This is a genomic window from Neisseria sp. HMSC056A03, from assembly GCF_001815685.1.
Taxonomy (GTDB): Bacteria; Pseudomonadota; Gammaproteobacteria; order Burkholderiales; family Neisseriaceae; genus Neisseria; species Neisseria subflava.
The window spans coordinates 1-240 of the sequence record NZ_KV821621.1; the positions used below are offsets into that span (position 1 = coordinate 1).

The 240-nt window shown below is 50.0% G+C and carries 1 pseudogene; it reads left to right on the forward strand.

What is annotated here, in order from left to right:
• Positions 1–240: pseudogene (locus HMPREF3052_RS04810) on the forward strand (phage head morphogenesis protein); the annotation flags it as partial.

The window sequence follows — 240 nt, forward strand, 5'->3', positions numbered from 1 at the left end:
CGAATCAACGGCAAACAACGAATCGCAGCGAAAAGACCGAAAGGTCGATGAAGCGATCGCATTTTTCCAGTCGCCTGATAAGGAGCATACATGGGCGGACTGGTTGCGTATCTTGCTGGAAGATTTGTTTGTCATTGACGCGCCATGTATCTATCCGCGTAAAACACTGGGCGGCGACTTATTCGCCCTTGAAGTGATAGACGGCGCAACAATTAAGCGCGTATTGGACAATACAGGCCG